Consider the following 1,036-nt stretch of genomic DNA (forward strand, 5'->3'; position numbering starts at 1 on the left):
CGTTGGAGGCGGGCAGGCGGCAGTCGACGCCGGTGAGGATCTCGGGGGACAGGGCGTCATTGAAGGGCCGTTGGGTGGCCGGGTCGTGTGGGGCGGGGCGCGGCCGGAGCGGGGGGGCGGCGGCGCGGGCGCGGGCGGCGCCGCGGCGGCGGGGATGAGGCGCCGGCCGCCCGCGCGCCCGGCCGGCGGCGACCAGCGCGGGCCGGTCGGCGTCGAAGCCGCCGCCGATGTCGTGCAGGGCATGACTGAGCCGCCCTTCGAATCGGTCGTCGTCGTGTTCAACGGACATGGCAAAACCACCGTCTTCCGAAACTCAAGGTGTCAGGTACGTGAGTCAGCGCGTCGCGTACTCGCCGAGGTCCTCACCGAGCAGCTCGCGCAGCCGCCCGAGGGCACGCGTACACCGGGTCCGTACCGCCGCCGAGCTGGCGTTCATCGCGTCGGCGGTCTCCTCGACGGACCGGTCCTCCCAGTACCGCAGGACGACCACCGCCCGGTCCTTGGCCGGCAGCCGGGCCAGCGCCTGGAGCAGGGTCAGCCGCAGCGACAGGTCACCGCCGTCGGCCGCCCGGTCCGGCACGGCGTCCGTGGCCCGCTCGGTACTGCTGCGCCGCCGCTGATGGGCGAGGAAGGCACGGGTGAGGACCGTCTGCGCGTACCCGGCGGGGTTCCCGACCCGGGACACCCGGCCCCAGCGGACGTAGATCCGGCCGAGGGTCTCCTGGACGAGGTCCTCGGCGAGGTGGGTGTCCCCGGCGGTCAGCAGACAGGCCGAGCGGTACAGGTGCCCGGCCCTGGCCATCGCGAACTCCGCGTACTCGTCCGCGCGGGCCTGTCTCATGTGTTCCCCCTGCTGCTGTGCCCCGGCTGTGGGCGCGGGCCCTCACTTAACTGATGCGGTGGGGCAGGGAGAATGTTTCACCGCAGCACCGAGAAGTTCGAGAAGTTCGAGAAGCCCGCAGCGAGTACGAGGACCCAGGACGCCACCGATGACCGAGCAGCCGGGCTTCGGCCCACCCCCGCCGCAGTACACGCC

At 73.3% G+C, this 1,036-nt stretch carries 1 protein-coding gene and 1 pseudogene; both read right to left on the bottom strand.

Annotated elements, in window-relative coordinates; genetic code table 11:
• Window positions 1–289: pseudogene (locus L0P92_RS44610) on the bottom strand (hypothetical protein); the annotation flags it as partial.
• Window positions 290–334: 45 nt separating this feature from the next.
• Complete coding sequence (locus L0P92_RS44615; protein ID WP_234768836.1) at window positions 335–841, bottom strand: SigE family RNA polymerase sigma factor; 507 nt, start codon at window positions 839–841, stop codon at window positions 335–337.
• Window positions 842–1,036: the final 195 nt, after the last annotated feature.

It is taken from the genome of Streptomyces muensis, from assembly GCF_021474425.1.
GTDB lineage: Bacteria > Actinomycetota > Actinomycetes > Streptomycetales > Streptomycetaceae > Streptomyces > Streptomyces muensis.

Excerpts from the sequence above, each read along its gene's own strand:
- L0P92_RS44615 (WP_234768836.1), bottom strand. The coding sequence starts at position 841 with ATGAGACAGGCCCGCGCGGACGAGTACGCGGAGTTCGCGATGGCCAGG.